Raw genomic sequence first — 22057 nt, 5'->3', positions numbered from 1 at the left:
TCACCTCCTTACCGCGGGTTCGGTCTGTTTGTCGGCGTTAACGCCGCAAACTTACACGCGTCGCCAGGTGGTGCCGCCGGGACCATCTTCCAGGATCACGCCCTGTTCACGTAACAGGTCCCGAATCCGGTCACTTTCCGCCCAGTCCTTGTTGGCCCGCGCATCGGTACGTTGCCGGATCAGTGCCTCGATGGCCTCGCTGTCCGGCCCCTCGCCGGCACCCTCGCCCTGCAAGAAGGCTTCCGGCGACTGCTGCAGGAGCCCCAGCAGGGCACCGAGATATTTGAGCGTGGCGGCCGTCTGTCGCGCGGCAGCCGGATCGGTCTGTTTATTGATCTCGTGAGCCAGTTCGAACAGGACGACCTGTGCTTCGGGGGTATTGAAGTCATCATCCATTGCCGCACGAAAGCGTTCCACACAGGTCATATCGGCACTGATCGCGGGCGCCACATCCTCAAAGCCACGCAGTGCCGTATACAACGTGGTCAGCGCCGCCTTGGCGTTGTCCAGATGTTGATCCGAATAATTCAACGGGCTGCGGTAATGGCTGGAGAGAATAAAGTAGCGCACCACTTCCGGCGCATACTGTTGCAATACATCGCGAATGGTAAAAAAGTTACCCAGCGACTTGGACATTTTCTCTTCATCGACGCGCACAAAGCCATTGTGCATCCAGACATTAACAAAGGTCTCGCCGGTCGCCGCTTCCGACTGGGCAATTTCATTCTCGTGATGGGGAAACTGCAGATCCAGTCCACCACCGTGAATATCAAAATGGTGGCCCAGACAATGGGTCGACATGGCTGAACATTCGATATGCCAGCCGGGCCGACCCCGACCCCAGGGCGAGTCCCAGGCCGGCTCCTCCGGTTTGGCCGCCTTCCAGAGAACGAAATCGAGCGGATCCTGCTTGGCTTCATCCACAGCGATACGCTCGCCGGCGCGCAGATCCTCGATATGCTTGCCCGACAGCCGCCCATAATGCTCGAAGTGACTGACATCATAATAGACATCGCCGTTATCGGCGGCATAGGCGTAACCCTTCTCCACCAAGGTGCCAATCATGTCGATAATTTGCTGCATGTGCCCGGTGGCACGCGGCTCCTGATTGGGATGTAGCACCCCCAGCGCCTCGGCATCGCGATTCATCTCATCGATATAGCGCCCGGTCAGAGAATCGATACCTTCATCGTTTTCCCTGGCGCGCTGGATAATCTTGTCGTCGATATCGGTAATATTGCGCACATAGGTGACGTGGTCGCTCCCGAACACTTCGCACAGATAACGATAAACCACGTCGAACACCACCAGCACCCGGGCATGACCGATGTGACACATGTCATACACCGTCATGCCGCAGACGTACATCCGGACATTGGCCGGATCGATTGGCCTGAAGGGTTCCTTGCGTTTACTCAGATTGTTATGAATTTGCAGCATTTGACTCAACTCACTCGTCCACTGGCGCCGGCCTCGTGCGCACGGCCAGCGCGTAGGGTACCGGAATTCACCGGCCCAGACAAAATTCGCCCTCCGTTTCCGGCCTTTTACCCGCCGGGCAAACCGATTATCATGGGCCTTCCGACAACAACCGTGGAATGCTGTCTATGAAACACCTCCTGCTCTGGCTCAAACTGTCACTGCTGCTGATCCCGCTCGGCGCCTTTGCCCAGGAATCCGCCCCCCGGGTCGAAATACAAACCAGTATGGGCACCATCGCTCTGGAACTGAACCCGGAAAAAGCCCCCAAAACCGTTGATAATTTTCTCCAGTATGTGGATGAGGGTTTTTACGACAACACCCTTTTTCACCGGGTAATCGATGACTTCATGATCCAGGGCGGCGGATTTACCCCGACTTACGAACGCAAGGAAACCCGTCCGCCCATTGTCAACGAAGCCGATAACGGGCTGAAAAACAAAACTGGTACCGTCGCCATGGCGCGCACAGCCGATCCCCATTCCGCCAGCGCCCAGTTCTTTATCAATGTGGCCGATAATGATTTTCTCAATCACAGCGCCAAAACACCGCGTGGCTGGGGTTATGCCGTATTCGGCAAGGTGGTCAAAGGCATGGATGTTGTCGACAAAATCAAGAGTGTCTCGACCGGAGCCGCCGGCCCGTTTCCCCAGGACGTACCGGACACCCCCGTCATCATTGAACAGGTTACGCGGCTCAACCCGGCGCAATCCGACTCTTCCGACTAAAGGAACCTGATTTATGGTCAAGTTGCACACCAACAAAGGCACGATTGTGCTGGAACTCAATGCCGAAAAGGCCCCCGTTACCGTGGAAAACTTTCTCAACTATGCCCGGGAAGGCTTTTACGACGGAACGATTTTCCATCGTGTGATTCCGGATTTCATGGTCCAGGGCGGCGGCATGGAGCCGGGCATGCGCGAGAAAAAAAGCCACCCCCCCATTCAGAATGAAGCCAACAACGGGCTGGCCAACGAACGCGGTGCCGTAGCCATGGCGCGGACACCGGATCCCCACTCCGCTTCATCTCAGTTCTTCATCAATGTCGCCAACAACGATTTTCTGAACTTTCGCTCCGAAACGCGGGAAGGCTGGGGCTATTGTGTTTTCGGCAAGGTGACCGAAGGCATGGATGTCGTGGATGAAATCCGCAAGGTCGAGACAGGCTCTTTCGGTCATCACCAGGATGTGCCCAAAGAAGATATCGTGATCGAGCGGGTGGAAGTCGAATAAGATCGGCATGACTACCCTGTTCATCTCGGATCTGCATCTCAGCGATGAACGCCCGGCGATCACCCGGCTGTTCATCGAGTTTCTGCAGACCCGCGCGCCCCGGGCCGAAGCGCTGTATATTCTCGGCGATCTGTTCGAGGTCTGGCTCGGGGACGATATGATCCTGCCCGAGTATCGGGAAGCATTGGAAGCCATGCAGCAGCTCTCCCGGCAGGTGCCACTGTACGTCATGTACGGCAACCGGGATTTTCTCATGGGCGAGGAGTTCTGTCGGCAAAGCGGCGCGACGCTGCTGCCTGAACCGGCCACCATCGACCTGTACGGCACGCCGACTTTACTGTTGCACGGCGACGTTCTCTGCACCGACGATCGCCCCTACCAGGAGTTTCGGCGCATGGTGCGCGATCCGCAGTGGCAGCAAGCCCTGCTGGCCAAGTCCCCCGAAGAGCGCCTGGCGCTGGCGAAGCAATACCGCGAGACCAGCAAGCTCGAGACCGGCAGCAAGGATGAAGCGATCATGGACGTCAATCAGGATGCCGTGATGCAGACCCTGCGTGATCACGACCTGCGACAGATGATCCACGGTCATACCCATCGCCCGGCGATCCATGAGTTCGACCTGGATGGCCGGCCGGCCCGGCGCATCGTACTGGGAGACTGGTATGAACAGGGCAGCGTGCTGGTGTGCGATGCAAGCGGCTGCCGGCTGGAAGGGTTACCGCTTTAAAGAAGATTACCGGATCCGCTGCGCTTGATTCGACCTGCTTGTTTAATCGATTAACTGTTTACCGCAGAGGACACGGAGAACATTGCTTCTGTTGTATGGTGTTTAACAGATATAGCGATTCGAGCACCCTGAAAGATTGCCGGGTCCGCTACGCTTGACTCGGCCTACTTTTATCCAAGTGTCGATGGACCGATATTCAGGGCAATTCAAGATTCAAGTTCAACTCTCTGTGTACCCTGGAGGGCATAAATCCTCTGCGGTAAAAGTTTTTCTTCTTTTCAGAGAACGTTAATAGTTCAATGCCCACCGCCGGTGACCTTGCCTTCGCGCATCTCCTGAACGGAAAAATGCTGGTAGTCCTCTCCCGGCACTTCAAACAATGCCGGATCAGGTTCATAGTCTTTATCATAATCGACCAGGGTGCGGCCAGCACCATCGACACTCCACTCCTGGATCGGAAAACCGTGTTTCAGATGCCGACCGGCGGCAAAGGTGCTCATCGACATGTCACAAGCATCGTGTAAGTCGGCCGGCATATTGTTGAAGGTTACCTTGCTGTCATCCGCCAGGATGGTGGTGAACGCTTTCATCGCCTCCACCACATCGGGCATCAAATCCTCGACGGCCACCACGTTATAACAGATATCACCATTAGCACTGAACTCGTAATGCTGTGGCTCTTTACCTTCTATTGCCGGAGCATCTTCCAGGGTGCCCAGGTTGTGTTCTTCCAGATTGAGCTCCATCGGGGGCTCCAGATCGATATCCTGGCTTTCCACTGACATAACCGTGCGATCATCGTCATTTACGCTATAGATTGTATTGCCGTCACGATCAAACAGGAGGAAACTGGTTGAGTCCTCACCATCATCGAAGCGCATGAACTTGTTGGTCACAATCAATCGGGTTGGATAGGGTTCGGAATTTTTCTCGTATTCAACAAAATCAATCTTGACCGATGTATCTTCTTCCGGTTTCGCCTGTTCCGCGTTATTACAGGCACCCAGCAGCAACGCTGCCAGGGCGGTAATTACTGCTTTGTAGTGCAACATCATCCTACCCCTTCAATATAATCAAGTTCTGCTTCGGAAAAGCCGGCCTGCAGGCGTGAGCGCCTGTCCAGCGGCCCCCGGCCGCCCCCCGGCATGTATTGTTCAAATAATTCACGGAATGTGGCTTCCGGTTCGAGCTGTCGCTGTTCACACAGATAACGAAACCAGCGTGAACCGATGGCCACATGCCCCACTTCATCGCGCTGAATGATGCGCAACAGATCCACGGCATTATCATCGCCGCTTTGTTCCAGCTTGCGCATGATCCCCGGCGTCACATCCAGTCCACGTGCTTCCAGCACCCGCGGTACCAGCGCCATGCGCACCAGCGGATCATGGGCGGTCTGCAGACACATCTCCCACAAGCCGTTGTGCGCCGGAAAATCGCCATAGTCATAGCCCAGGTGACGCAGATGATCGCGCAGCAGGCTGAAATGATACGCCTCCTCGCGCGCCACCTTGATCCAGTCAGTGTAATAGGCCCCGGGCAACCCGCGAAACCGGTACACCGCATCCCAGGCCAGATTAATGGCATTGAATTCGATGTGACAGATCGAATGGATCAGCGCCGCCCGGCCCGCCTCACTGGCCGTACTGCGAGCCGGCAGATCCCGGGGCGCCACCAGCTCGGGCCGGGCCGGGCGTCCCGGCTCGGACAAACGCACCGCCTCCCCGCCGGTTTCGCACGACAACGCCCCTGCCTGCCAGGCCGCCGAGACCGCCCGGGTCAACTGCAGTTTGGTATCGGGATCACAGGCGCGCAGACAGGTTTCGGCCTCATCAAAAACAGAGGGACGAGGGACAAGGGACGAGGGACGAGGCGTATCCGGCTGGTTCATAGCGATATTGTAACAGCCTGCCTCGATCGGGAAAGAACAGCGGAAGGAAAACAAGTCAAAACCGACCCGCGTAAAGTCACCTCGTACCTCGTCACTCGTCCCTCGGCCCTGTTTTTATTGCTATAACCAGATCCATGACATTGGTCCCGGTCGGGCCGGTGTCGATCAAGGCGCCGGCCTCGGCCAGATAGGTACCGCTGTCGGCGTCTGCCAAGGCCCGTGCGGCGCCGCCGGGGTAATCGAGCTCCTGAAGCACCGTGGTGCCGTCGATCAGGGCGCCGGCATCATGACCGGGACCGTCGCTGCCGTCGGTGGCGCCGCACAGGATGCTGATGCCCGGCTCGCCGGCCAGCACCCGGGCCAGGCTCAAAGCCAGATGCTGATTACGCCCGCCGCGGCCCGGCTGTGCGGGCAGGGTCAGGGTCGGCTCCCCGCCCCAGATATGCACGCCGGGCGCTGCCGTGCGCAAAAACCCGGCCAGCTGCGCCGTCACCTCGGGCACCGGCGCATACAGCGGTTCGTGGAGTTCCACCGCCAGCGACCGGGCCCGGGCCGCGTCGGCAACCGCCTCACAGGCCTCCCGGTTGCTGGCGATAATTTGCTGTTCTATCCGCGGTGTCGAGGCCGCCGCCGGCGGACAATCGGCCCGTCCGGCCAGCAACGCCGCCAGCCAGTCGGGCAACTGTGTCGGCGGCACCTCCGCCGCACGGGGGCTCAGCAATCCCGAGCCGATCACCGCCGGATCATCCCCGGGAACATCGGACATCATCAGACTCAGTACCGGCCGCTCACCCAGATAGTCGGCCAGCTTGCCCCCCTTGATGCAGGAGAGTGCCTTGCGCAACCGGTTCATGGCCCCAATATCGGCGCCGCTGCCCAGCAACCAGTCATTGACCCGGCGCAGATCGGCCAGGCTCACCCCCGGCGGCAGCACCTCCAGCAGGGCCGAGCTGCCACCGGAGATCAGTGCCAACAGCGGCATGTGGGGCGGCAACGCCGCGACAAACTCGAGTACCCGCTGACCGGCCTGCAGACTGGCCTCGTCCGGCAGCGGATGGCCGGCTTCCAGACATTGCCAGTGCGCGGGAAAGCCGGACTCGCGATGACCGTGCTTGGTCACCAGCAGCGCCTGTTCAATCCGTGGCCCGAGGGCCGCCACCGCGCCCCGGGCCATGGCCGGCGCCGCCTTGCCACAGGCCAGCAGCGCCACCGGCCTGTCGGGCTGCCAGAGCCGCTGGCGCAGATAACGGGCGGTCACCGGCTCGCCGGCAACCGCCTCCAGGCCGGCGTGATAAAGCTGCAGCAGCAGGGATTCGGCATGGGTATCGGCGGATTGCATGGTCTGACACCATACCCGTTTTCCTGCCGGGGTCAATAAAGCCGTCCCGCTCTGGCATTGTCGGGAAAGGGTGCTAGGCTGAAACAATTGCCGATTCGACAATACACCCGGTCAACACCCGGCCTTTCAAGGAATGAAACCAGCGAGAGGCATCACCGATGATTCCCAAACCCGTTTACGAGCTTCTGCCCTATTTCTACCTTTGTGTCGGCGTCGCCGCCATGTTGTGGCTGGAGGGGATCATGCCCTTCGCTTCCGGCCTGCTGATGAGCATGACCGGCGTACTGGTGTTGTGGCTACGGCATCACCATCGCCAGTCAGCGCGACTGTTTCCGGGACAGGACTGGCAGGCCGACTAGGCCACCCCGCCCTGCCGGCAATCTGATAAGCTCTTCGCAGCAACCGCTGCGGAGAGTTTTTCCATGTCGTATCCCCAACTGGCGGTCGGCGCCATCGTCCGGCGTGGCACCGCGGTGTTACTGGTACAACGGGCCAATGCCCCCAATGCCGGGCAATGGGCGCTCCCCGGCGGCAAAGTCCAGGCCGGCGAAACCCTGCAACAGGCGGCGGAGCGGGAAATTAAAGAAGAAACCGGCGTCGTTATCCGGGCCGGAGAGCCGGTATTCTGTTTTGATGTAATCGAACGGGACGAGCGGGGTAATCTGCGCTATCACTACGTGATCGTGGATCTGCTCGCCGAATATCTCAGCGGCGAACCGCAGGCCGACGACGACGCGCTCGACGCCGCCTGGGTAACCCCACAGGTTCTGGCGCGCCTGGACGTCAACGCCACGACCCGCCAGCTTCTGGCCCGGCTGGACGCCGGGCCTGTATCAGACGACAGCGATGACAATGACCAGCAGTGCCACGACCCCGAGCGACACACCCAGTAATACCAGCAACCCCTGCTTGTTCAACTCGCGCGGGTAACTGACTTGTGGATCCGCTTCCTGGTCGACATCAGCATCCGGTGACGGGTCCGGATGATCTTCATTGATCATCCCCGGACGGCTTTCCGTGAAAGCGTCAGGTTTCATACGGCAACATCCCTCTGGTTTCGATTCCATTCAGCATCATCCTGATGGATAGACGAATTCTAGCAACTAGCCTGCCAGAATCATTGTCAGACTTTTCCGAAAATCGTGTAGGACAATGCCTACATGCAGAAAGAGTGATACAAAATGAAAGTGTCATTTCTCGATGCTCTGGAAAATAACGCGGAGGGCGCAGAGGCGCGGAGTCGCAGAGAAAATTCTTTATGTCTTGAGACAGTTAGAGATATGGAATTTGCCAATCAGTTTGTTTTTCACAAATAGCCCCTGGCTGGGATTCACTAAACAAGACCATCAGCTATCGGGCTGCATGCAGACGACCAATTATTTTTTACCTCCGCGTCTTTGCGCCTCTGCGTCCTCCGCGTTAATAACACGCTTCCCGGAACGGTCTCTTACACCAGGCCTCGCTCGAGGTCGGCGATGATGTCACCCACGTTTTCCAGCCCGACGGCGATCCGCACCAGTCCCGGGGTAATGCCTGATTCGGCGCGCTGTTCGTCGCTGAGCCGGCCGTGGGTGGTGGTGGCCGGGTGGGTGATGGTGCTTTTGGCATCGCCGAGGTTGGCGGTAATGGACAGCAACCGGGTGCGATCGATCAGCTTCCAGGCGGCTTCCTGACCGCCTGCCACCTCAAAGGCCAGCACACCGCCGTAGCCGATCTGCTGACGCGAGGCCAGTTCGTGTTGCGGATGGTCCGTCAGGCCGGGATAAAACACCCGTGTGACTTTGGCGTGCTGTTGCAGGTATTCGGCCAGCTCCTGGGCGTTATCGCTGTGCGCTTTCATGCGCACGTTCAGAGTCTCCAGACCCTTGAGAAAGACCCAGGCATTGAACGGACTGAGACTCGGCCCGCCGCTGCGCAAAAAACCGAATACCTCTTCGCCGACCAGCTTGTTGTCACCGACCACCGCGCCGCCAATACAACGGCCCTGCCCGTCGATGTACTTGGTCGCCGAATGGATCACGATATCCGCCCCCAGCTTGAAGGGTTGCTGAAGCACCGGCGTACAGAAACAGTTATCCACCACCAGCAGGCAATCATTGGCATGCGCCAGATCGGCCAGCGCCTGAATATCGGCCACCTCGGTCAACGGGTTGGACGGGGTTTCCAGAAACAGCAGCCGGGTGTTGGGCCGGATCGCCTGTTGCCACGCCTCGAGATCGGTCAACGGGACATAACTGGTTTCGATGCCGGCCCTGCTCAGATACTTGTCGAACAATACTACCGTGGTGCCGAAAATCGAGCGCGAGGAAACAATATGGTCACCCTGTTGCAGCAATCCCATACAGGTACTGAGAATCGCCGACATGCCGGAGGCGGTCGCCACACAGCACTGCCCGCCTTCCATCGCGGCCAGACGTTGCTCGAAAGTTCGTACTGTCGGGTTGGTAAAGCGGGAATAGATATTCCCCGGTGACTCCCCCTTGAAGCGCGCCGCCGCCTCGGCCGCATTGGCGAAGACATAGCTGGAGGTGGTAAAAATCGGTTCCGAATGTTCGTTTTCACCCGTTCGCACCTGCCCGGCACGTACCGCCAGTGTCTCGACCGCCCACTCGTCATCAAAATCCGTCATGATTTTTCCTCAGCATTGATTTGTAAAATTTACTCTCGCCAGGTCGCCAGGGCGCAGAGAAAAATATTATCCTTTGCGGGCTTTGCGTCTCTGCGAGAGATTATTTCTACCTCGCAGATAAAAAAAACCCGCCAAGCTGTTCAAGCCAAAGCGGGTCCGCGCTCGCTTTAGCCGTATTTATTACGCGCCCGCAAGTTGAGTTAAATCGGCGCAGTGAAATTAATCATAGGTCAGGTTTTTAACAGCGTCAAGCGCCTAGACATTATTGCGCATTTCCACGACTTCGCCATCGTTGTTGAAGTCCTGCTTGCGTGTCTTGTCATTACGCAACGATTCGATATGTTGCAGATAGGCTTCGCTCACGTCACCGGTCACATATTTGCCGTCGAACACGGAGGTATCGAACTGTTTGATGCTGGGGACCTTTTTCTTGACCGCTTCGATCAGATCGGACAGGTCCTGATAGATCAGTTTGTCCGCGCCGATCTCACTGGCAATTTGTGCCTCGTCCCGGCCATGGCCGATCAGTTCACTGGCCGCCGGCATGTCGATACCGTAGACATTGGGATAGCGCACCGGCGGCGCCGCCGAGGCGAAATAAACCTTGTTGGCCCCCGCTTCGCGGGCCATCTGAATGATCTGCTGCGAGGTGGTGCCACGCACGATGGAGTCGTCCACCAGCAGTACATTTTTTCCGCGAAATTCCAGTTCAATGGCGTTGAGTTTCTGGTGCACCGATTTCTTGCGCTGCTTCTGCCCCGGCATGATAAAGGTGCGGCCAATGTAGCGGTTCTTGATAAATCCTTCGCTGTATTTGACGCCGAGCGTATAGGAGAGCTGCAACGCCGAGGTACGGCTGGTATCGGGAATCGGCAACACCACATCGATGTCATGCTCCGGCCAGTCACGCATAATCTTGCGCGCCAGATAGTCACCCATCCGTAACCGCGCCTTGTAGACCGAGACTCCGTCGATAAGTGAATCGGGTCGGGCGAAATACACATGCTCGAAAATACAGGGGGACAACACCGTCTTGTCGGCACACTGGCGGGTGTGGAGTTCGCCGTCGTCATCGATATAAATCGCCTCGCCCGGAGCAAGATCCCGTACCAGTTCGAAACCGAGTACATCGATGGCCACGCTCTCCGAAGCAATCAGGTATTCGGTACCCTTGTCGGTGTGCCGTTTACCAAAAGCCACTGGCCGAATGCCATAGGGATCCCGGAAAGCAAAAATCCCCCGCCCGGTGATCATCCCGACCACAGCGTAGGCGCCCTGACAGCGCCGATGGGCGGCGCTGACCGCGGCAAAGATGTCGTCGGGGGTCAGATCCAGCGTCCCCTGGTTCTGCAACTCATGGGCGAAGACGTTGAGCAGAATTTCGGAATCCGAATTGGTATTGATGTGACGGCGATCCGACACGAACAGTTCCCGTTTCAGATCCGCGGCATTGGTCAGATTGCCGTTATGCGCCAGTGCAATACCAAAAGGTGAATTAACGTAAAAAGGCTGCGCCTCAGCCGAACTGGCGCAGCCGGCGGTCGGATAGCGCACATGGCCGATGCCCATCTTGCCCGGCAGACGCAACATGTGTCGGGTATGAAAAACATCCCGCACCAGACCGTTGTCCTTGCGCATGTACATCCGGTCGCCTTCGCAGGTCATAATCCCCGCGGCATCCTGACCGCGATGCTGCAAAACGGTCAGCCCGTCATACAGTGACTGGTTGACCGCCTGCTTCGCCACCATGCCAATAATTCCGCACATTCCAGATTACCCTTTCATGTTTTGTCCAACCCGAACCCGGGTTACACAGTCAAAGTATAGTTCCGCCGTCGGTCATTCAAACCGGAAATTGTCGCCAATCGAGTCCGGCAACAGGCTTTGAATCCCTTCGGCAATCTCCTGAAAACGGAACAGAAAAAACGATTCATCCCACCAGGGTTCTTTGGGCAAGGTTGTCAGCCCTGCAAGCAGGACCAGTACCGAGACAATCAACACACCACGCCCGAGTCCGAACAACAAGCCCAGAAATCGATCCATTTTGGTCAACCCGGTACGATACACCAGTTTAACCGCAAAGAAATTCACGACGCCCGAAACGATCAGGGACAAAACAAACAGCCCGACAAAGGCCGCAATCAATCTGAACGTCGGATCCTCGAAGGTATTGGTCAGCAAGCCGGCCAGACCGGTGGCGAAGGTCAGCGAGACCCAGAACGCCAGTATCCAGCCGGCCAGCGACAGGGCCTCGCGAACAAAGCCGCGTAACAGGCTGATGAACGTGGAAATCACCAGGATTCCCAGTATCGCGTAATCGACTCCCAGCATCAGCCCGCCACGCGTTCAGACTCTGTCATGGGTGAGCGACCACCAGTCCCTCGAGCTTGTGCTTCTCCTGCAGTTCTTTTTGCAGCGCCTCGGCCTTGCTGCGGCGAACCTCCGGGCCGACCCGCACCCGATAGGTAGCGCCGGCGTCTGTTTCAACTTTTTCAACAAAAACGCTGTACCCGTTGTCACGCAACCTGTCACGCAGACCGACGGCGTTACTCTGTTTGCTGAAGCTGCCCACCTGCACCGCCCAGGCCCTGGCATCCGTATCCGTACTGGTATCGGTATCGTCCACCGGCGTAGCGGCTTGAGTCGTTTCAGGGTCCTCGCTGACCGGCGTTTCGGCTGCAGCGTCGGAGGCCGGCGTGTCATCCGGTTCCGGTGTGTGTTCATCGACAGGCGTACGGGAATTCGGGGACTCGACCGGCTTCGGGCCCTCACTCTCCGGCTTGATATCCAGGGTTCTGACCCGGGCCACACTGTCCGGTTTGGACGGGATGTTGGACCCGCTGATCGCCATCCCGCCGTCCCGGTCACTACTGAGCAACATGGGAATGAAAATCACCGCCAGGGCAACCAGTACGATGGCGCCCACGATACGTTGCTTGAGTTGATTCTCGTCCACGACACTCCCGAACAGGGCACTGGAAACAGGGGCGTATTATAGGGGCTCGGCCAGTGCCTGCGCCACCGTATAAAACGATCCAAACACCACGATACGGTCCCCGGGCACAGCGACGGCGCGGGCCTGTTGCAGGGCCTGCGACAAATTACTGCAGGGGGTCACGGCCCCGGCACCCAGTTCCTTCAGAAGGTCAGCCAGTCGGGCGGCGGACGCGGCCCGTGGCACGGCGGACAGATCCACGGGAAACCAGCCGTCGATGAGCGGCAACAGGGGCGTCAGGGCACCGCGCAGATCCTTGTCGGCCATCATCCCCACAATCGCCCGGTTGCGCCCGGCCACCGGCTCGGCGCGCAGCGCCGCAGCCAGCTGGGCCACCCCGTCGGGGTTATGCGCCACATCCAGCAGCAGCGGCACCTCGCCGGGGATCAGCTGTAACCGGCCGGGCAACTGCATCCGGGCCAGTCCGGCGTCGATCTGCCCCCGCTCGAGCGGAAAATCCGCCTGCAACAGCGCCAGCACCATCAGCGCGCCGGCGATATTGCGATACTGATGCTCGCCCCCCAGCAGCGGCCGGGGCAGACCCGCCAGCTCGGAGACCGTCGGAGCCCGGCAGTGCCAGCGCCAGGACGCGCCGCTCAGCTGATAGTCAAACTCGCAACCCAGCTGATAGAGCGGCGCGCCCAGCTTGTCGGCCCGATCGACGATAGCCGCCGGCGGGAGCGGATCGCTGCACACGACCGGTCCGCCGGGGCGCATGATCCCGGCTTTTTCGCCCGCGATCGTCTCACGATCCGCGCCCAGCCAGGCGGTATGATCGATCCCGACGGCGGTGATCAATGCCACATCGGGGTCGATGATATTGACCGCATCCAGCCGTCCGCCCAGACCCACTTCCAGTAACACAATATCCGGCTGAACATCGGCGAAGATGCGCAGCGCCGCCAGCGTGCCGAATTCAAAGTAAGTCAGGGAGATGTCATCCCGGGCCTGATCCACCCGCGCAAAGGCCTCGACCAGCGCCGTATCGCTCACCTCCTCGCCATCGAGCCGAATCCGCTCGTTGTAGCGCAGCAGATGCGGGGAGGTATAGGCGCCGACCCGGTAGCCCCCGACCCGTAACATCGCTTCCAGGGCCGCGATACTCGAGCCCTTGCCGTTGGTCCCGGCGACCGTGACCACGGTAAACGGCAGGGGTTCAGGGCAAAGCCGGGCAAACACCTCCCCGACCCGCGCCAGCCCCAGTTCAATCTCCTCGGGATGCAGACTTTCCTGCCACTGGAGCCATTCCGAAAGGGTTTCAAAGCGCATAAGAGGGTGGATTCCGAGAGTATGACACCCGCCTGAACAGGGGCTAGGTTCTAGGGGCTAGGTCCTAGAAACTAGCCCCTAGAACCTAGCCACTTACAACGAGGGTTGTCGGGTGAGCATGGCCAGCACATTGGCGAGGCGATCGCGCATTTCGCGACGGTCGATGATCATGTCGATGGCGCCGTGTTCGAGCAGGAATTCGCTGCGCTGGAAACCTTCGGGCAGGGTCTCGCGCACGGTCTGCTCGATCACCCTGGGGCCGGCAAAGCCGATCAGGGCATTGGGCTCGGCGGCGTTGATATCCCCGAGCATGGCCAGGCTGGCGGAAACACCGCCCATGGTCGGATCGGTCATCACCGATATAAACGGAATGCCCTTTTTATTCAGGCGCGCCAGCGCCGCGCTGGTCTTGGCCATCTGCATCAGGGAAAACAGCGCCTCCTGCATGCGCGCGCCGCCGCTGGCGGAAAAACAAACCAGCGGCATGTTGTGCTCGATACAGGTGTTGACCGCGCGCACGAAACGCTCACCCACCACCGAGCCCATGGAGCCGCCCATGAATTTGAATTCGAACGCGGCGGCCACCAGCGGCATGCTCTTGAGCGTACCCTGCATCACCACCAGCGCATCGTGTTCGCTGGTCGCCCGCTGGGCCTGGGTCAGGCGATCTTTATATTTTTTGATATCCCGGAACTTGAGGGCATCGACCGGCTTCAGGTTGGCGGCAATCTCCTCGCGGCCTTCCGCATCCAGAAACTGTTCCAGACGCTGGCGGGCGCCGATGCGCATGTGGTGATCGCACTTGGGGCAGACATCCAGGTTGCGATCCATCTCGGCCCGGTAGAGCACGGCGCCACAGGCCTGGCACTTGCTCCACAGCCCTTCGGGAACGCTTTTACGGTTACCGCCTTCGGTACGGATGCGGGAGGGTAATAACTTGGTAAACCAGTTCATCGATGAACAACCTTAAGTCATGTTGGTGATGCCTTCAGCGGGCATCCATCGCCCGGCGCATGTCGCTCAGCAACGCCGCCACAGCCTGATTAATCTTCTCGGCCGAGGTCATATTCGCCTCAATTTGCCGCACCAGCGCACTGCCGACCACCACGGCATCGGCCACGGCGGCCACGGCGGCGGCGGAGTTGGCATCTTTAATGCCAAAGCCTACTCCTACCGGCAAATCTGTCAACGCATGAATTGTCGAAACGCGATCCCCTACCGCTTTTGTGTCAATATTGGCCGCCCCGGTCACCCCCTTGAGCGACACATAATAGACAAATCCGCTGCTGGCCCGGCTGAGCGTCGCCATGCGTTTTTCATCGGTGGTCGGCGAGATCAAAAAGATCCGGTCGATATCCTGCGCCTCCAGGCTGCGAATATAATCCTCGCCCTCTTCCGGCGGCAGATCCACGGTCAGCACCCCGTCGATGCCCGCTTCGGCCGCCTCGGATGCGAACCGGGCGTAGCCTTTGACCTCGATGGGATTGAGATAGCCCATCAACACCACCGGCGTCCGATCATCCTGCTGGCGGAAAGTGCGCACCATGTCGAGCACGTCATCCAGGGTGACCTGGTGGGTCAGCGCCCGCTCCATGGCCTTCTGGATCACCGGCCCCTCGGCCATGGGATCGGAGAACGGCACCCCCAGCTCGAGGATATCGGCCCCGGCGTCCACCATGGCGTGCATCAGGGTGACGGTCTGTTCGGGGACGGGATCCCCGGCGGTGATATAGGGAATCAACACCTTGCGGCCGGCCTCGCGAGCGGCCGCGAAACACCCGGCAATACGGCTCATAGGCTGATCCCCTGGTGAGTGGCGACAGTGTGAATGTCCTTGTCGCCGCGCCCGGAGAGATTGACCACGATGATCTGATCCTTGCCCAGCGTCGGCGCCAGTTTGGTGGTATAGGCCAGCGCGTGGCTCGACTCCAGCGCCGGCAAAATGCCCTCGATGCGGGTCAGATCGTGAAAGCCCTGCAGCGCCTCGTCGTCATTGACCGCGACATAGTGGACCCGCCCCGAATCCTTGAGCCAGGCGTGTTCGGGGCCGACCCCGGGATAATCCAGACCGGCCGAGATCGAGTGGGTGTGAGTGATCTGGCCGTGGGCGTCTTCCATCAGGTAGGTCCGGTTGCCGTGCAGCACGCCCGACTTGCCGGCACACAGCGGCGCGGCATGCTGCCCGGTCTCCAGGCCGAAACCGGCGGCCTCGACGCCGTACATGGCCACTGATTCATCATCGATAAACGGGTAGAACAGGCCGATGGCATTGGAACCGCCGCCCACGCAGGCGACCAGTGCGTCAGGCAGGCGTCCCTCCTGGGCCAGGATCTGCTCGCGGGATTCGCGGCCGATGATCGCCTGAAAATCGCGCACCATGGCGGGATACGGGTGCGGGCCGGCCACGGTGCCGATGATATAGAAGGTATTGTCGACATTGGTCACCCAGTCGCGCATCGCCTCGTTGAGCGCATCTTTGAGCGTGCGCGAGCCCGACTCCACCGGCACCACCCGGGCGCCCAGCAGTTTCATGCGATAGACGTTCATCGACTGGCGCTGCACGTCTTCGGCACCCATGTAGACCACGCATTCGAGCCCCAGCCGGGCCGCCACGGTGGCGGTGGCCACGCCGTGCTGACCGGCGCCGGTTTCCGCGATGATCCGGGTCTTGCCCATGTGCCGCGCCAGCAGGGCCTGGCCGACGGTATTGTTAATCTTGTGCGCGCCGGTGTGATTGAGATCCTCGCGCTTGAGATAGATGCGCGCGCCGCCGAGTTTTTCACTCCAGCGCCGGGCGTAATAGAGCGGACTGGGCCGGCCGACATACTGGCGCAGCTCTTCGTCCAGCTCGGCCTGGAAATCGGCATCGGCCAGGTAACGCTCGTAGGCCTCACGCAGCTCTTCCAGCGGCCCCATCAGGGTCTCGGCCACGAACTGCCCCCCGTAGGGACCGAAATGGCCGCGGGCGTCCGGATAGTGATATTTGGGTTTAGTCTCTGCCAACGCGTTCAACCTCTGCGATAAACGATCGGATTTTATAGGCATCCTTGATGCCCTTTTGCGATTCGACCCCGCCGCTGACATCCACCCCGTAAGGGCGTGCGGTGGTCAGCGCCTCGGCGACATTCTCCGCGTTCAGCCCCCCCGCCAGAATCACCGGCATGGCCAGATGCGCGGGCACCCGGCGCCAGTCGAAGCGGTCGCCGGTCCCGCCCGGCACGCCGGCCTGGTAGGTGTCCAGCAACAACCCGGCGGCATCGTGATACTGCTTCGCGGTGGCCAGCACATCGGCCTGCTCGCGCATGCGCAGCGCCTTGAGATAGGGCCGGGCATAACGCCGGCACTCGGCCGGGGATTCCTCGCCGTGAAATTGCAGCAGATCCAGCGGTACCGCCGCCAGCACCCGCCGAACCGTTGTCTCTTCGGCGTCGACAAACAGCCCTACCGTGGTCACAAACGGCGGCAGGGCAGCAATGATCTCCCGGGCCTGGTCGATCTCGACAGCGCGGGGACTGTGCGGATAAAACACCAGTCCGATGGCATCGGCACCGGCCTGGGCCACCGCTATGGCATCCTGCGGCCGGGTAATGCCGCAGATTTTCACCCTGGTTTGCATGCGCGTCGGATTCCGTTTGAGCCCCGTGGATAGCCGCCCGGCAATAACCCGGTCGGACACAAAGGTCATTGATTTTACAGGTACTTAGCGCACAGCTGCAAGAAAAAGGCTTCTGCGACTGACAACCCGATCGACTCGTGCGCCAGCAACCGCACCATCTCAAAGAGAGATTACCCGACCGGTACATCAGGGTCGCTCATGCCTCTTGTGAGATGACAAGCTTGAAATCCAGCACTAACGGCCGAAAGATCAATGAACAGTGAGTTACCCGGTCACCCCTCGAAGCTGACTCGGCTTGATCAAAAATACCATTCAAACACGTCTACAGCGTTAACAGTATCCCAGAAGGTGTTGGACACCCCGCAAGCAGGCTGTTTATACTCGGGCCAAGGTCTTTTCTACGCCAGAAAATAACAACTCCCCAGCGGTTCAATAAGGCAATTGGCTGTGCAGTATAAAAAACCCTATTTCACGGCTGCACTCGTCGCACTACTGGTGCTCGGTTTTCTCGCCACCAGCATTGTCAGCTACCTGATCGCCCATGATTCAGTGCGCAATCAAATCGCCGAAGAAGCGCTACCGCTGACCAGCGACAATATCTATTCGGAGATCGAACGCGACCTGCTGCGCTCGATCCTGATCTCCTCGCTCATGGCGCATGATACTTTCGTGCTCGATTGGACCCTCGACGGCGAAAAAGAACCGGAAAAAATCATTCGCTATCTGAAACAAATTCAGCAGCGCTATGACACCACCACGGCATTCTTCGTTTCCGAGCAACATCGCAAGTACTATCACCCCACTGGCGTACTGAAAACACTATCCAGAGACGATCCTGCCGACAAATGGTACTTCCGGGTGCGCCAGATGAATGATCCCTATGAGATCAACCTGGATTTCGACACGGCGGATCGTGATCGATTAAGTATCTTCGTCAACTATCAGGTGACCGACTATAACGGCAAATTTATCGGTGTAACCGGTATCGGTTTATCAGTGAAGCGGGTCGCCGATCTGATTGAAAATTACCAGCAGCGCTACAGCCGGGAAGTCTACTTTGTTGATCGCGAGGGCAAGGTAACCGTCCGCGGCAGCGGCTACACGGGTGCCGAACGGCTCCAGGACCGCGCCGGTATGGACCGCGTTGCCACACATATTCTGGCCAATCCGAGTTCCTCGGTAAATTACACCCGGCCTGACGGCAAGACCGTGTTTGTAAACAGTCGCCTGGTCCCCGAGTTCGACTGGCACCTGATCGTCGAGCAGGCCGAATCCAGCGCCGATTCCCGGATTCTCGACGCCCTGTTCGCCAATATCATCATTGCGCTTATGATAACGGCACTGGTAGTGACCATCATCTGGTTCACCTTCCGTCGTTACCAGCGCCGTCTCGAAGAGATGGCCACGACTGACAAACTGACCGGCGCGGCCAATCGTCATGTGTTCGAAATCATCTTCAATCATGACATATCCTCGGCACGACGGAACAACACGCCGGTGACATTGATCAGTCTCGATATCGATAATTTCAAAGCCATGAACGATACCCACGGACATGACTGTGGTGACACCATTCTGTACAATTTCACCGAGCTCGTCCGTGGTCATATTCGTGCCTCCGACACCCTTTGCCGCTGGGGCGGTGACGAGTTTGTGATTCTGCTGAATGATTGCAACGCGGAGAATGCCATCCGCCGGGCAGAAACTATCCGGGAAGCCATCAGTCGATACCCGTTCCGTTGCGGCAAGGTGAATCTGGACATGAGCATCAGCGTCGGACTGGCCGAATACGCACCCGGCGAAACCCTGCCTGATCTGATCAAACGTGCCGACACTGCCCTCTACACCTCCAAAAAGCAGGGCCGTAATCGGATCACGATCGCATGATCAGAGGCTTTGCGCTCGCCAGTGTACTCATTGCGGGGCTTGTCGGGATGAACCGTGCCACCGCCGCGCAGTGGCAGATCAACGAACTGCATTACCAGCGCGGTACGCTGGCCGCCCCCACGTTTGCCGGCGGCACGCAGAGTGATACTGACATCCTGACCCTGCAGCATGCCAGTGGCTGGGACTTCGGCGATCTCTTTTTCTTTGCCGACTATCTCGACGATCGTCACCCTGACGGTTTCAATGACGGCGATCTCTACAGCGAACTTTATCTCAACATCAGTCTGGGCAAACTTGCCGACACCACGGTTGGCGCCGGCCCGATCAACGATATCGGCCTGCTCGCCGGTATTAATTATTCAAAGGAGGCGCGGGTTCGCAAATACCTGCCCGGCATCCGGCTGAGCTGGGACCTCCCCGGTTTTGCCTTCTTCAATACCGATTTCACTCTATATTTCGACGACAGTACCGGCGTGGCCGGCGGCGGCGCCCCCGCCGAGAGCAACAGTTACATGATCGATCTCAACGGGGCCTACCCCTTCACTGTAGGTAAGCAGCGATTCAGCATCGAGGGACATGGTGAATACATTGCCGAGCGCGATAACGAATTCGGTCAGACTGTGCATGACTGGATTCTGCTACAGCCTCAGTTTCGCTATGACCTGGGCCATACACTGTGGAACACCCCCGATCGCCTGTTTGTCGGCGTCGAATGGCAATACTGGCACAACAAGCTGGGGGAGAAAGAGACCGAAGATAACGTCCTGCAGGCGCTGGTCGTGCTGCGCCTTTGAGCAAACACAGGTTGATTTACTTTAACTGGAAATAACACAAAGTTCACAACATACGAAAACACAAAAAATAAAGATTTCTTCGTGTCCTGGTGTCTTCGTGGTTAAGCTTTTCCTGAACCATTACCGGGAGGGTGAAGATAAAAAATCCCGCCGGGGGGCGGCGGGAAAAATCAGCTATGGAGAATACACCGTTAGCAGTGGTCAGAATGCCGAAAACGCATGCCGGATAATTTGATACAGATCAATTGAGCTAAAAAACGGTTACGGGGATCAATCACCATTGTCTTATTTACAGGGCTGATTGGCGTCACCGAAGTCCGCGTAAATCAAGCGTCGATTATTCAATATCGAGCAGGAAAACCGGAGCGGTTTTATTATCCCGACATTCCTGTCACCGCGGACGTTCTGATGGAATTTTAGAGTGAATCTAACCACAGGGGTCAGGTAAAAAAATCCCGCCGGGGGGCGGCGGGAAAAATCAGCTATGGAGAATACACCGTTAGCAGTGCTCAGAGTGCCGAAAACGCGTTCCGAATAATTTGATGTAGATCAATTGAGCTGAAAAACGGTTACGGGAATCAATCACCATGGCCTTGTTGCGGGCTCGATGGCGCCACCGAAGTCCGTGAATAGCAATAAACGGATTGGGGAACTCCCTGGTGTACTCCTTATCCACTCATTCAAAACCCGAACTGCCCGGGCGGATCGGCACCGACCATGTTGGGCAGGGCAAATTCGGCGGGATACTCGACCCCCATGAAATAGAGCCCGTCGGGCGGCGCGGTCACGCCGCCGAGGGTACGATCCTGTTGCTCAAGCACCTGTCGGGCCCAGTCGGGTTCGGCCTCCCCGGCACCGATGCTCATCAAAACCCCGGCAATGTTCCGCACCATGTGATGCAAGAAGGCGTTGGCGTTCAGATCCAGAATAATAAACTCGCCGCGGCGCACCACATCCAATTGATATAATGTGCGTACCGGACTCCTGGCCTGACAGGCCACGGCCCGATAGGCATTGAAGTCATGTTCGCCGAGTAAATATTGCGCCGCCTGCTGCATCGGTTCGACGTTCAGTGGACGGTATTCCCAGCTGACCCGCCGATGCAGATAGGCCGGGCGAATCGCGCGATTGAAAATGACATAACGGTAAGCGCGCCGCCGGGCGCTGAAACGGGCATGAAACGTCTCGTCGACCGGACGGGCCCAGAGCAGCCGAACGCTGTAGGGCAAGTTACTGTTGGCACCGCGCACCCAGGAAAACTCACTGCGCTCGGCATCCGTGTCGAAATGGATCACCTGCCCTACCCCGTGCACGCCGGTGTCGGTGCGCCCCGCGCAGGCAACCCGCACCGGGTGGTTGGCCACCTTTGCCAGTGCCTGTTCCACCGCCACCTGCACACTGGGGGAGTGATCCTGATATTGCCAGCCACAAAATGCGCTGCCGTCGTATTCTACGCCCGCCGCAATTCGCACAACGCCCCCGGTAATCAATGCCAGAATATTACAGTTCGATCAGGGCGCCGGCCAGCAGCCCGCCAACCAGCAGCACGGGCCAGCCCCATTGCAACACCGATGGTGGCGGGAGTATATCCAGCGTCACCTCCCGGGTCGACGGCTGTTCGGCCTGTTCCAACAATTGCGGCAACAGCCTCGCCAGATGTTCTGTGATGTGCGTGATCCGCCCTTTTATCCCCCGTCTCGCGGCAGAGGCAGGCGGTATCCGCCACAGCGACTCCTGCTGAGTGACATAGTCCAGGGTCAGTGCCAGGCGCACCGCCAGACGTTCCGGCCGCCAGTGGAGATAACGCAAGGGGGACAATAACCAGTAGAGAGCCGCGATGAACTGCTGGCGCGAGGTACTAACCAGCAGAATCCCCGCCGCCAGCAGGATCAGAATCAGCGTCAAAACCCGCGGCAAGCCATCCTCCAGTCCGTCGCGGGTCGGCAGCAGGTAATCGGGCAGCGGTAGATCCAGCGGGACGCCCGGGGTGAACCAGCCGTAGATGACCAGAATGGAAAGCAGCAGCCAGCGGAGCCGTCGGACCATCACCAGGGTTTGACGCACCTGCGGCAGGCTGAGAGTGAACAACAGACCGGCGATCAGCAGAGCAGCGACGATCAGTTGCCCGGCGTCGGGGCGCGCCAGCGCCACGCAAAATAACAGGAAGCAAACAACCCGGATAACCGGATGCATGACGG

The 22057-nt window shown here is 58.9% G+C and carries 23 protein-coding genes; 7 read left to right on the top strand and 16 right to left on the bottom strand.

Annotated features, from left to right (window positions below; genetic code table 11):
- Positions 1-51: 51 nt before the first annotated feature.
- Positions 52-1440, bottom strand: a complete 1389-nt coding sequence (gene cysS / locus EDC23_RS10920; RefSeq protein ID WP_134084478.1) for a cysteine--tRNA ligase — start codon at positions 1438-1440, stop codon at positions 52-54.
- A 167-nt stretch (positions 1441-1607) separates the two neighbouring features.
- Between cysS and EDC23_RS10915 the strand changes: the two genes are divergently transcribed.
- Genes EDC23_RS10915 through EDC23_RS10905 form a run of 3 tightly spaced genes read left to right on the top strand, consistent with a single transcriptional unit; the run spans position 1608 to position 3439 of the window.
- Entirely contained in the window at positions 1608-2207 is a 600-nt protein-coding gene (locus tag EDC23_RS10915; RefSeq protein ID WP_208321354.1) for a peptidylprolyl isomerase, read from the top strand.
- A 13-nt stretch (positions 2208-2220) separates the two neighbouring features.
- Positions 2221-2712 carry a peptidylprolyl isomerase gene (locus tag EDC23_RS10910; protein WP_134084474.1) on the top strand — a complete coding sequence of 164 codons (492 nt, stop codon included), beginning with the start codon at positions 2221-2223 and terminating at the stop codon, positions 2710-2712.
- A gap of 7 nt (positions 2713-2719) precedes the next feature.
- Positions 2720-3439 carry a UDP-2,3-diacylglucosamine diphosphatase gene (locus EDC23_RS10905; RefSeq protein ID WP_134084472.1) on the top strand — a complete coding sequence of 240 codons (720 nt, stop codon included), beginning with the start codon at positions 2720-2722 and terminating at the stop codon, positions 3437-3439.
- 296 nt (positions 3440-3735) lie between these two features.
- On the opposite strand, the gene EDC23_RS10900 is transcribed toward EDC23_RS10905, so the two are convergent.
- The 3 genes from EDC23_RS10900 to EDC23_RS10890 all read right to left on the bottom strand — a co-directional run bounded on the left by EDC23_RS10900 (position 3736) and on the right by EDC23_RS10890 (position 6669).
- Positions 3736-4491 (bottom strand): hypothetical protein, encoded by a 756-nt coding sequence (locus tag EDC23_RS10900; protein WP_166668843.1) that lies wholly within the window; start codon positions 4489-4491, stop codon positions 3736-3738.
- Complete coding sequence (locus EDC23_RS10895) at positions 4491-5330, bottom strand: ferritin-like domain-containing protein (RefSeq protein WP_134084468.1); 840 nt, start codon at positions 5328-5330, stop codon at positions 4491-4493. Before EDC23_RS10895 ends, EDC23_RS10900 begins: the two co-directional genes overlap by 1 nt.
- Before the next feature lie 91 nt (positions 5331-5421).
- The gene (locus tag EDC23_RS10890; RefSeq protein ID WP_134084466.1) at positions 5422-6669 is read right to left on the bottom strand and encodes a glycerate kinase type-2 family protein; all 1248 of its coding nucleotides are present in this window, start codon (positions 6667-6669) and stop codon (positions 5422-5424) included.
- A 158-nt stretch (positions 6670-6827) separates the two neighbouring features.
- On the opposite strand from EDC23_RS10890, the gene EDC23_RS10885 reads away from it, so the two are divergent.
- Positions 6828-7028: a hypothetical protein gene (locus EDC23_RS10885; protein ID WP_134084464.1), complete on the top strand. Its 201-nt coding sequence runs from the start codon at positions 6828-6830 to the stop codon at positions 7026-7028.
- Between the two features lie 63 nt (positions 7029-7091).
- Positions 7092-7562, top strand: coding sequence for an NUDIX hydrolase (locus tag EDC23_RS10880; protein ID WP_134084462.1), 471 nt, complete (start codon positions 7092-7094; stop codon positions 7560-7562).
- Here the strand turns inward: EDC23_RS10880 and EDC23_RS10875 are convergent.
- From EDC23_RS10875 to EDC23_RS10830, 10 genes are all read right to left on the bottom strand, one after another.
- A complete protein-coding gene (locus tag EDC23_RS10875; protein ID WP_134084460.1) occupies positions 7503-7706 on the bottom strand; it encodes a hypothetical protein in 204 nt (67 codons plus the stop codon). The two genes, EDC23_RS10880 and EDC23_RS10875, sit on opposite strands and share 60 nt — an antisense overlap.
- A gap of 410 nt (positions 7707-8116) precedes the next feature.
- The gene (locus tag EDC23_RS10870) at positions 8117-9298 is read right to left on the bottom strand and encodes an O-succinylhomoserine sulfhydrylase (protein ID WP_134084458.1); all 1182 of its coding nucleotides are present in this window, start codon (positions 9296-9298) and stop codon (positions 8117-8119) included.
- Between the two features lie 255 nt (positions 9299-9553).
- Positions 9554-11065 carry an amidophosphoribosyltransferase gene (gene purF / locus EDC23_RS10865; protein ID WP_134084456.1) on the bottom strand — a complete coding sequence of 504 codons (1512 nt, stop codon included), beginning with the start codon at positions 11063-11065 and terminating at the stop codon, positions 9554-9556.
- Between the two features lie 72 nt (positions 11066-11137).
- Positions 11138-11629 (bottom strand): CvpA family protein, encoded by a 492-nt coding sequence (locus EDC23_RS10860; protein ID WP_134084454.1) that lies wholly within the window; start codon positions 11627-11629, stop codon positions 11138-11140.
- Positions 11630-11654: 25 nt separating this feature from the next.
- Positions 11655-12254, bottom strand: a complete 600-nt coding sequence (locus tag EDC23_RS10855; RefSeq protein ID WP_134084452.1) for an SPOR domain-containing protein — start codon at positions 12252-12254, stop codon at positions 11655-11657.
- Positions 12255-12290: 36 nt separating this feature from the next.
- On the bottom strand, positions 12291-13562 hold the full coding sequence (folC, locus tag EDC23_RS10850; RefSeq protein WP_134084450.1) for a bifunctional tetrahydrofolate synthase/dihydrofolate synthase: 1272 nt from the start codon (positions 13560-13562) through the stop codon (positions 12291-12293).
- A gap of 93 nt (positions 13563-13655) precedes the next feature.
- Positions 13656-14516: an acetyl-CoA carboxylase, carboxyltransferase subunit beta gene (gene accD, locus EDC23_RS10845; protein ID WP_134084448.1), complete on the bottom strand. Its 861-nt coding sequence runs from the start codon at positions 14514-14516 to the stop codon at positions 13656-13658.
- 34 nt (positions 14517-14550) lie between these two features.
- Positions 14551-15357 (bottom strand): tryptophan synthase subunit alpha, encoded by an 807-nt coding sequence (gene trpA / locus EDC23_RS10840; protein WP_134084445.1) that lies wholly within the window; start codon positions 15355-15357, stop codon positions 14551-14553.
- Positions 15354-16607, bottom strand: a complete 1254-nt coding sequence (gene trpB / locus EDC23_RS10835; protein WP_134084443.1) for a tryptophan synthase subunit beta — start codon at positions 16605-16607, stop codon at positions 15354-15356. The genes trpA and trpB overlap by 4 nt, the downstream gene beginning before the upstream one ends.
- Positions 16552-17178, bottom strand: a complete 627-nt coding sequence (locus EDC23_RS10830) for a phosphoribosylanthranilate isomerase (protein WP_134084441.1) — start codon at positions 17176-17178, stop codon at positions 16552-16554. Before EDC23_RS10830 ends, trpB begins: the two co-directional genes overlap by 56 nt.
- Positions 17179-17625: 447 nt before the next feature.
- Between EDC23_RS10830 and EDC23_RS10825 the strand changes: the two genes are divergently transcribed.
- Both EDC23_RS10825 and EDC23_RS10820 read left to right on the top strand, forming a co-directional pair.
- On the top strand, positions 17626-19065 hold the full coding sequence (locus EDC23_RS10825) for a sensor domain-containing diguanylate cyclase (RefSeq protein WP_134084439.1): 1440 nt from the start codon (positions 17626-17628) through the stop codon (positions 19063-19065).
- Positions 19062-19859: a hypothetical protein gene (locus tag EDC23_RS10820; RefSeq protein ID WP_208321353.1), complete on the top strand. Its 798-nt coding sequence runs from the start codon at positions 19062-19064 to the stop codon at positions 19857-19859. Before EDC23_RS10825 ends, EDC23_RS10820 begins: the two co-directional genes overlap by 4 nt.
- A gap of 680 nt (positions 19860-20539) precedes the next feature.
- Here EDC23_RS10820 and truA read toward each other — a convergent pair.
- Positions 20540-21331, bottom strand: a complete 792-nt coding sequence (gene truA, locus EDC23_RS10815) for a tRNA pseudouridine(38-40) synthase TruA (protein ID WP_134084437.1) — start codon at positions 21329-21331, stop codon at positions 20540-20542.
- A gap of 28 nt (positions 21332-21359) precedes the next feature.
- Positions 21360-22052, bottom strand: coding sequence for a hypothetical protein (locus EDC23_RS10810; protein ID WP_134084435.1), 693 nt, complete (start codon positions 22050-22052; stop codon positions 21360-21362).
- Positions 22053-22057: the final 5 nt, after the last annotated feature.

The sequence above is a fragment of the Thiohalophilus thiocyanatoxydans genome (assembly GCF_004366735.1).
GTDB classification, from domain to species: domain Bacteria; phylum Pseudomonadota; class Gammaproteobacteria; order UBA6429; family Thiohalophilaceae; genus Thiohalophilus; species Thiohalophilus thiocyanatoxydans.
This window is presented reverse-complemented; position numbering and strand designations above follow the sequence as displayed.

Coding starts and splice junctions, on each gene's coding strand:
- EDC23_RS10905 (WP_134084472.1), top strand. CDS start 2,720: ATGACTACCCTGTTCATCTCGGATCTGCATCTCAGCGATGAACGCCCG.
- EDC23_RS10830 (WP_134084441.1), bottom strand. CDS start 17,178: ATGCAAACCAGGGTGAAAATCTGCGGCATTACCCGGCCGCAGGATGCC.
- trpB (WP_134084443.1), bottom strand. CDS start 16,607: ATGCCTATAAAATCCGATCGTTTATCGCAGAGGTTGAACGCGTTGGCA.
- EDC23_RS10820 (WP_208321353.1), top strand. CDS start 19,062: ATGATCAGAGGCTTTGCGCTCGCCAGTGTACTCATTGCGGGGCTTGTC.
- purF (WP_134084456.1), bottom strand. CDS start 11,065: ATGTGCGGAATTATTGGCATGGTGGCGAAGCAGGCGGTCAACCAGTCA.
- cysS (WP_134084478.1), bottom strand. CDS start 1,440: ATGCTGCAAATTCATAACAATCTGAGTAAACGCAAGGAACCCTTCAGG.
- EDC23_RS10915 (WP_208321354.1), top strand. CDS start 1,608: ATGAAACACCTCCTGCTCTGGCTCAAACTGTCACTGCTGCTGATCCCG.
- EDC23_RS10885 (WP_134084464.1), top strand. CDS start 6,828: ATGATTCCCAAACCCGTTTACGAGCTTCTGCCCTATTTCTACCTTTGT.
- trpA (WP_134084445.1), bottom strand. CDS start 15,357: ATGAGCCGTATTGCCGGGTGTTTCGCGGCCGCTCGCGAGGCCGGCCGC.
- EDC23_RS10900 (WP_166668843.1), bottom strand. CDS start 4,491: ATGTTGCACTACAAAGCAGTAATTACCGCCCTGGCAGCGTTGCTGCTG.
- EDC23_RS10810 (WP_134084435.1), bottom strand. CDS start 22,052: ATGCATCCGGTTATCCGGGTTGTTTGCTTCCTGTTATTTTGCGTGGCG.
- EDC23_RS10875 (WP_134084460.1), bottom strand. CDS start 7,706: ATGAAACCTGACGCTTTCACGGAAAGCCGTCCGGGGATGATCAATGAA.
- EDC23_RS10880 (WP_134084462.1), top strand. CDS start 7,092: ATGTCGTATCCCCAACTGGCGGTCGGCGCCATCGTCCGGCGTGGCACC.
- EDC23_RS10895 (WP_134084468.1), bottom strand. CDS start 5,330: ATGAACCAGCCGGATACGCCTCGTCCCTCGTCCCTTGTCCCTCGTCCC.
- folC (WP_134084450.1), bottom strand. CDS start 13,562: ATGCGCTTTGAAACCCTTTCGGAATGGCTCCAGTGGCAGGAAAGTCTG.
- EDC23_RS10910 (WP_134084474.1), top strand. CDS start 2,221: ATGGTCAAGTTGCACACCAACAAAGGCACGATTGTGCTGGAACTCAAT.
- accD (WP_134084448.1), bottom strand. CDS start 14,516: ATGAACTGGTTTACCAAGTTATTACCCTCCCGCATCCGTACCGAAGGC.
- EDC23_RS10890 (WP_134084466.1), bottom strand. CDS start 6,669: ATGCAATCCGCCGATACCCATGCCGAATCCCTGCTGCTGCAGCTTTAT.
- EDC23_RS10860 (WP_134084454.1), bottom strand. CDS start 11,629: ATGCTGGGAGTCGATTACGCGATACTGGGAATCCTGGTGATTTCCACG.
- EDC23_RS10870 (WP_134084458.1), bottom strand. CDS start 9,298: ATGACGGATTTTGATGACGAGTGGGCGGTCGAGACACTGGCGGTACGT.